This window comes from Streptomyces sp. NPDC057654 (assembly GCF_042800135.1).
Lineage (GTDB): Bacteria > Actinomycetota > Actinomycetes > Streptomycetales > Streptomycetaceae > Streptomyces.
Window position 1 is genome coordinate 1 of the sequence record NZ_JBHVHQ010000685.1, and the last position, 4,692, is coordinate 4,692.

A 4,692-nucleotide genomic window follows, 5' to 3' on the forward strand; every position below is an offset into this window, starting at 1 on the left:
GCGCCGTCCGCGGCGGTCGAGCGCGGCTGACGCTGACCGGTGCCCGTCGGACGTCCGTACGGGTGCGGGGCCGTACGGGCACGGGGCCGGGAAACGCGGCGTGGGCCGTACCCCGCTCCCCTTGGCGGAGTGCGCGGTACGGCCCACGGGCTGCCGGACGGTCAGCGGCCGGGCGTCATCAGTTCCAGCCGGTGACCGGGTAGCCGCCGCCACCGTGGTGGTGGTGATGACCGCCGCCCCAGCGGTAGTCGTCACAGCCCCAGCCGTCGCTGTGGCCCCAGCGGCCGCTGTGGCCCCACAGGGCGTTGTCCCAGCCGTTGTTCCAGCTGTTGCCCCAGCCGCGGGCGGGCAGGTCGTGGTAGCTGCCGTAGGAGTAGCAGTTGTTGTGGTGGTGATCGCCGTTGTGGGCCTGGGCCACGCCGGCCATGGGGACGGCAACGGCCCCCGCCAGGATCGTGGCGGCCGCGGCGCGGCCGATGAACTTCAGCATGGTGCGTCTCCTGTTGCGCAGGAAGAATGTGACACCGAACGCTTATCGCGCCGCGGTGCCCCACGGTTCCCGGCTCGACGTCAGTGCATTCGATGGGGTGGCCGCGATTGAGCCGGTTGCAGCAGCCCGGCGGGTGCGGAGGCCGGGCTTCCGGCATAGTGCGGAGGCTCGCTCAGTTCCGTTCGCCGGCCGCGTGGTCGTACTCGGTGGTCCCGCCGTCCAGCAGGGAGGGCCGCTCGCGGGCGGCGGCGCGGGAGAGCCAGCGCAGCGCGTGGTATCCGGTGAGGACGATCAGGGTGCCCAGTGCGATGCCGCTGAGCTCGAAGTTGTCGGTGAACTTCAGGGTGACGCCGCCGATGCCGATGATGAGGCCCGCCGCCGCGGGCACGAGGTTGAGCGGCTGCGAGAAGTCCACCTTGTTCCGCACCCAGATCTGCGCGCCGAGCAGGCCGATCATGCCGTAGAGGATCACGGTGATGCCGCCGAGCACGCCGCCGGGGATCGCGGCGACGACCGCGCCGAACTTGGGGCACAGCCCGAAGAGGAGGGCGAAGCAGGCGGCGGCGGAGTAGGCGGCGGTCGAGTAGACGCGGGTGGCCGCCATGACGCCGATGTTCTCCGCGTACGTGGTGGTGGCCGGGCCGCCCACCGCCGTGGAGAGCATCGTCGCCGTGCCGTCCGCGATGATGGCCGTCCCCATCTTGTCGTCCAGATCGTCGCCGGTCATCTCGCCGACGGCCTTGACGTGCCCGGCGTTCTCCGCGATCAGCGCCACCAGCACGGGCAGCGCGACCAGGATCGCCGACCAGTGGAAGTTGGGGGCGTGGAAGGTGGGGACGCCGATCCAGTCGGCCTTGGCGACGCCGGAGAAGTCGATGCGCCAGTGGTCGACGACCTTGCCGGCGCCGTCCGCCGAGTGGATCTGCCCCAGCGCCCGGTCCAGGACCCAGGAGAGGACGTAGCCGAAGACCAGCCCGAGGAAGATCGCGACGCGGCCCCAGAAGCCGCGGAGCACGACCAGGGCCAGCCCGGTGAAGAGCATGGTGGCCAGCGCCGTCCACTGGTCCTGGGGCCAGTACGTGGCGGCGACGACGGGGGCCAGGCCGAACCCGATCAGCATGACGACCGCGCCGGTCACCGCCGGGGGCAGCACGGCGTGGATGACCCGCGCGCCCAGGAAGTGCACGGCGATGCCGCACCCGGCCAGGCAGGCGCCGACCACGAGCATGGCGCCGGTCAGGGTGCCCGCGTCGCCGCCCTGGCCCGCGATGACCGCGGAGACGCCGACGAAGGAGAGCGAGGAGCCCAGGTAGCTGGGGATGCGGCCACGGGTCATCAGGAGGAACAGGACCGTCGCCACGCCGGAGGCCATCAGCGCGAGGCCGGGGTCCAGGCCCATGAGCACGGGGGCGACGAAGCACGCGCCGATCATCGACACGACGTGCTGCGCCCCGAGCCCGACCGTCCTGCCCCACGTCAGCCGCTCGCCCGGCCTGACCACCTCGTCGGGTCCCAGGTGTTTGCCGTCGCCGTGCAGCTTCCACCCGAAGCCCGCCATGTTCACGCTCCACATCTGTGCCGCCCTGCACGCCACAGAGCCGAAGTGATTAATAGCTGATCACTCCGACGGGGACAAACCGAGCCGGAAGGGGTATTCGAGTGGATTCGCTCAGTGACGACAACGCCCGAGCGGCCGGCCGCGCGCCGGGGCTCCCAGTACGACAAATAGTCAGATAGAAGGAGAGCTACCCCTACGACTCACCTCCCATTTCTGCGCATGTCACATTCCATGACATGAAGAAGATCACCACGCTCATGCCGCCCATCGCGGCAGCGACGTTGCTCCTCATCGGCTTCGCCGCCCCGGCTCAGGCGGGTCCGTACTGGAACAAGAGCGTCAAGTGCAACGCGACCGACCCGGACGGCCGGCACATCCCCACACGCGTGGGCAACGGCGAACTGGGCTGGAGCCACTTCTCCGGCAAGCACAACATCCATAAGTGCGCGCTCGTGAACATCCCCGTCCAAGGCAATGTCGATGGCATTGACGGCGCCGACATCCAGTACTGGGGATGGGCCTCGAACCGGGCACATGGTCGCGTCAAGCTCGTGGTCAAGGCACGGTATGCGCGCAAGACGACCGACGGGCGCTACAACGCCGGACAGGGAAAGGTCATCGGCGTGATCACCGTGTACTGCAACGGCATGCAGAAGTGTCCAAACTGGGTGAATGAGTAACTTCGTGAGCGAAGAGAACCACGAGATCGAAGACCTTCAGGCGGAAGTAGCCGGCCTCCTGCTGGAGTTCGTCTACGCTCCGCTACTGGAAGACCAACACGTACGCGGGGTGCTGCCCGCGCCATCAGGGGCCCCGGCGGTGCGGGCCGTGCTCGGCGACAGGAACGAGTGCGTCCCGGCCAGGCTGACGGTCTACGAGATCCCCCTCACGGCCGACGACGAACTGCGCACCGCACACGATGTCGTCGCCCTGCTCCGTGCGGTACACACAGGGACGCATATCTACCCGGCGAGCAGTGTCACTTCCGTCATGGGGATGGAGCTGTACCTGGTCGACCCGGCACAGGTGGAAGAAGCCCCATTCACCACGGACGACTGGGCTGCGACCCTCCTGCGATGCCTGACCCGTCCGTCCATGCAGCAGCCCTCGCCAAAGCTGCGCGGGTTTCTGTTTCGTGAAGGAGGCGTACTGCGTCTCTACATGGGCAACGGCGAAGCCGCCGACGTGATCGCCGCCGACGTACGACCCGGCGGCGCGCTGACCGCCCTCCTGGCGGCGCTGCCCTCCCTGCTCGGCAAGGAATGGCGGACATCCGACGCAACGGACGACCCCCACTGCCGCTATCTCGTAGACCTCACCGACTGGTGACCCATCGACCGGGCGCGCATCCGGTTCGCGCGGTCGGCGGGCGATGCGACTGGCGAGGTGACCGGGGCCGCCGGTCCCCAGCCGCTCAACGGGCTCCGCACCAGGCTGAAGGAGATACCGGCCGTCGACATCATCCGGAGGGGCCGGGTCCGTGCCCCGCGCACGGAATGTGCCCGCTCTCCGGTCGCGCACACCCTGTTGCTCGCGTCACTCGCGGCCGACGCTGCGTCATACCCCTTGGGCCCGGACCCCGTCCGAAGGGAACCGGTCCCCGCCCGGAGCGCGTACGGGCGGGCGATCGGCGGGGCCGCGTGCGGCCGGCATGGGCACGCGGCCGGTGCGGGCCCGGTGGGCGGCCGGGTCCGAGCCGGCGCTTCCGTCGGCCGCCCCCGCCGGCGGCGTCGCCGCGCCCCGCCCCGGCCACCGCTGACACCGGGGGCAGCGGTGGCCGCACGGCCGGCAGGACGGCCGGGCGGGACGGCTGGTCGGGACGGCCCGGGGGACGCCGTCCCGGCGCGGTTCATCCGTTCCGGTCATCCGCCGCCCGGCGCCCGGCGCGCGCGGTGCGCCCCTGTCACGCTGAGCGCATGACGACGACGCAGTCGCAGTGGGCCCTGACCGATGTCGACGGCGTGCTGGCGCGCATGCGGGCGCTGGACGCCGAACTGCCGCCGGGCGACGGCGTGGCCGTCTTCAACCGGGTGTACCTCTCGGTCACCGAGGAGATCGCCCGGCGGATCACGGCCGGGCACTTCGGGGACCGGGCCGCGGCCGCGGAGCTGGACGCCAGGTTCGCGGGGCGGTATCTGGCGGCGGTGGACGCGGCCGTGGCCGGGCGGCGGGCCCCCGCCTGCTGGCGGCCGCTGTTCCAGCTGCGGCGCCACCCGGCCGTACGGCCCCTCCAGTTCGCGCTGGCCGGCATCAACGCGCACATCGGGCACGACCTCGCGCTCGCCCTCGTCGACACCTGCCGGGCCCGGCGCGTCGAACCGGCCGCGCTGGAGGGCGACTTCGACCGGGTCGGCGATCTCCTCGTGGGGATGGAGGAGCTGATCCGCGAGGAGCTGATGCCCGGCCCCGACCTGCTGGACGTCGCCGATCCGCTGACGCATCTGGTGGGGTCGTGGAGCCTCCAGGCGGCGCGGGAGGCGGCGTGGTCGGCGTTCCGCGCGCTGTGGGCCGTACGCGCGCTCGGCGACGTCGCCGAGGAGCTGGCGGAGCGGATCGACGCGAGCGTGGGCCTGGTGGGCCGCTGCCTGCTGACGCCGCTGAACTGAGGGCGCGTGTCATGGAAGCGGGCCGCCGCCGCGTCCCC

General features: G+C 71.3%; 5 protein-coding genes. 3 read left to right on the forward strand and 2 right to left on the reverse strand.

The features are described 5' to 3' along the window. Positions 1–178: 178 nt before the first annotated feature. Positions 179–490, reverse strand: a complete 312-nt coding sequence (locus ACFU99_RS33615) for a hypothetical protein (RefSeq protein ID WP_384399304.1) — start codon at positions 488–490, stop codon at positions 179–181. 172 nt (positions 491–662) lie between these two features. Further along, positions 663–2,048, reverse strand: a complete 1,386-nt coding sequence (locus ACFU99_RS33620; protein ID WP_384399307.1) for a uracil-xanthine permease family protein — start codon at positions 2,046–2,048, stop codon at positions 663–665. A gap of 236 nt (positions 2,049–2,284) precedes the next feature. Here ACFU99_RS33620 and ACFU99_RS33625 point away from each other — a divergent pair, with 236 nt between their 5' ends. The 3 genes from ACFU99_RS33625 (at position 2,285) to ACFU99_RS33635 (ending at position 4,654) form a co-directional block, all read left to right on the forward strand. Continuing rightward, positions 2,285–2,728, forward strand: coding sequence for a hypothetical protein (locus tag ACFU99_RS33625; RefSeq protein ID WP_384399310.1), 444 nt, complete (start codon positions 2,285–2,287; stop codon positions 2,726–2,728). 4 nt (positions 2,729–2,732) lie between these two features. Further along, on the forward strand, positions 2,733–3,377 hold the full coding sequence (locus ACFU99_RS33630) for a hypothetical protein (protein WP_384399313.1): 645 nt from the start codon (positions 2,733–2,735) through the stop codon (positions 3,375–3,377). 587 nt (positions 3,378–3,964) lie between these two features. Next, positions 3,965–4,654 (forward strand): DUF5995 family protein, encoded by a 690-nt coding sequence (locus tag ACFU99_RS33635; protein WP_384399316.1) that lies wholly within the window; start codon positions 3,965–3,967, stop codon positions 4,652–4,654. The last annotated feature ends 38 nt before the right edge of the window (positions 4,655–4,692 follow it).

Excerpts from the sequence above, each read along its gene's own strand:
- ACFU99_RS33615 (WP_384399304.1), bottom strand. The coding sequence starts at position 490 with ATGCTGAAGTTCATCGGCCGCGCCGCGGCCGCCACGATCCTGGCGGGG.
- ACFU99_RS33625 (WP_384399310.1), top strand. The coding sequence starts at position 2,285 with ATGAAGAAGATCACCACGCTCATGCCGCCCATCGCGGCAGCGACGTTG.
- ACFU99_RS33620 (WP_384399307.1), bottom strand. The coding sequence starts at position 2,048 with ATGGCGGGCTTCGGGTGGAAGCTGCACGGCGACGGCAAACACCTGGGA.
- ACFU99_RS33635 (WP_384399316.1), top strand. The coding sequence starts at position 3,965 with ATGACGACGACGCAGTCGCAGTGGGCCCTGACCGATGTCGACGGCGTG.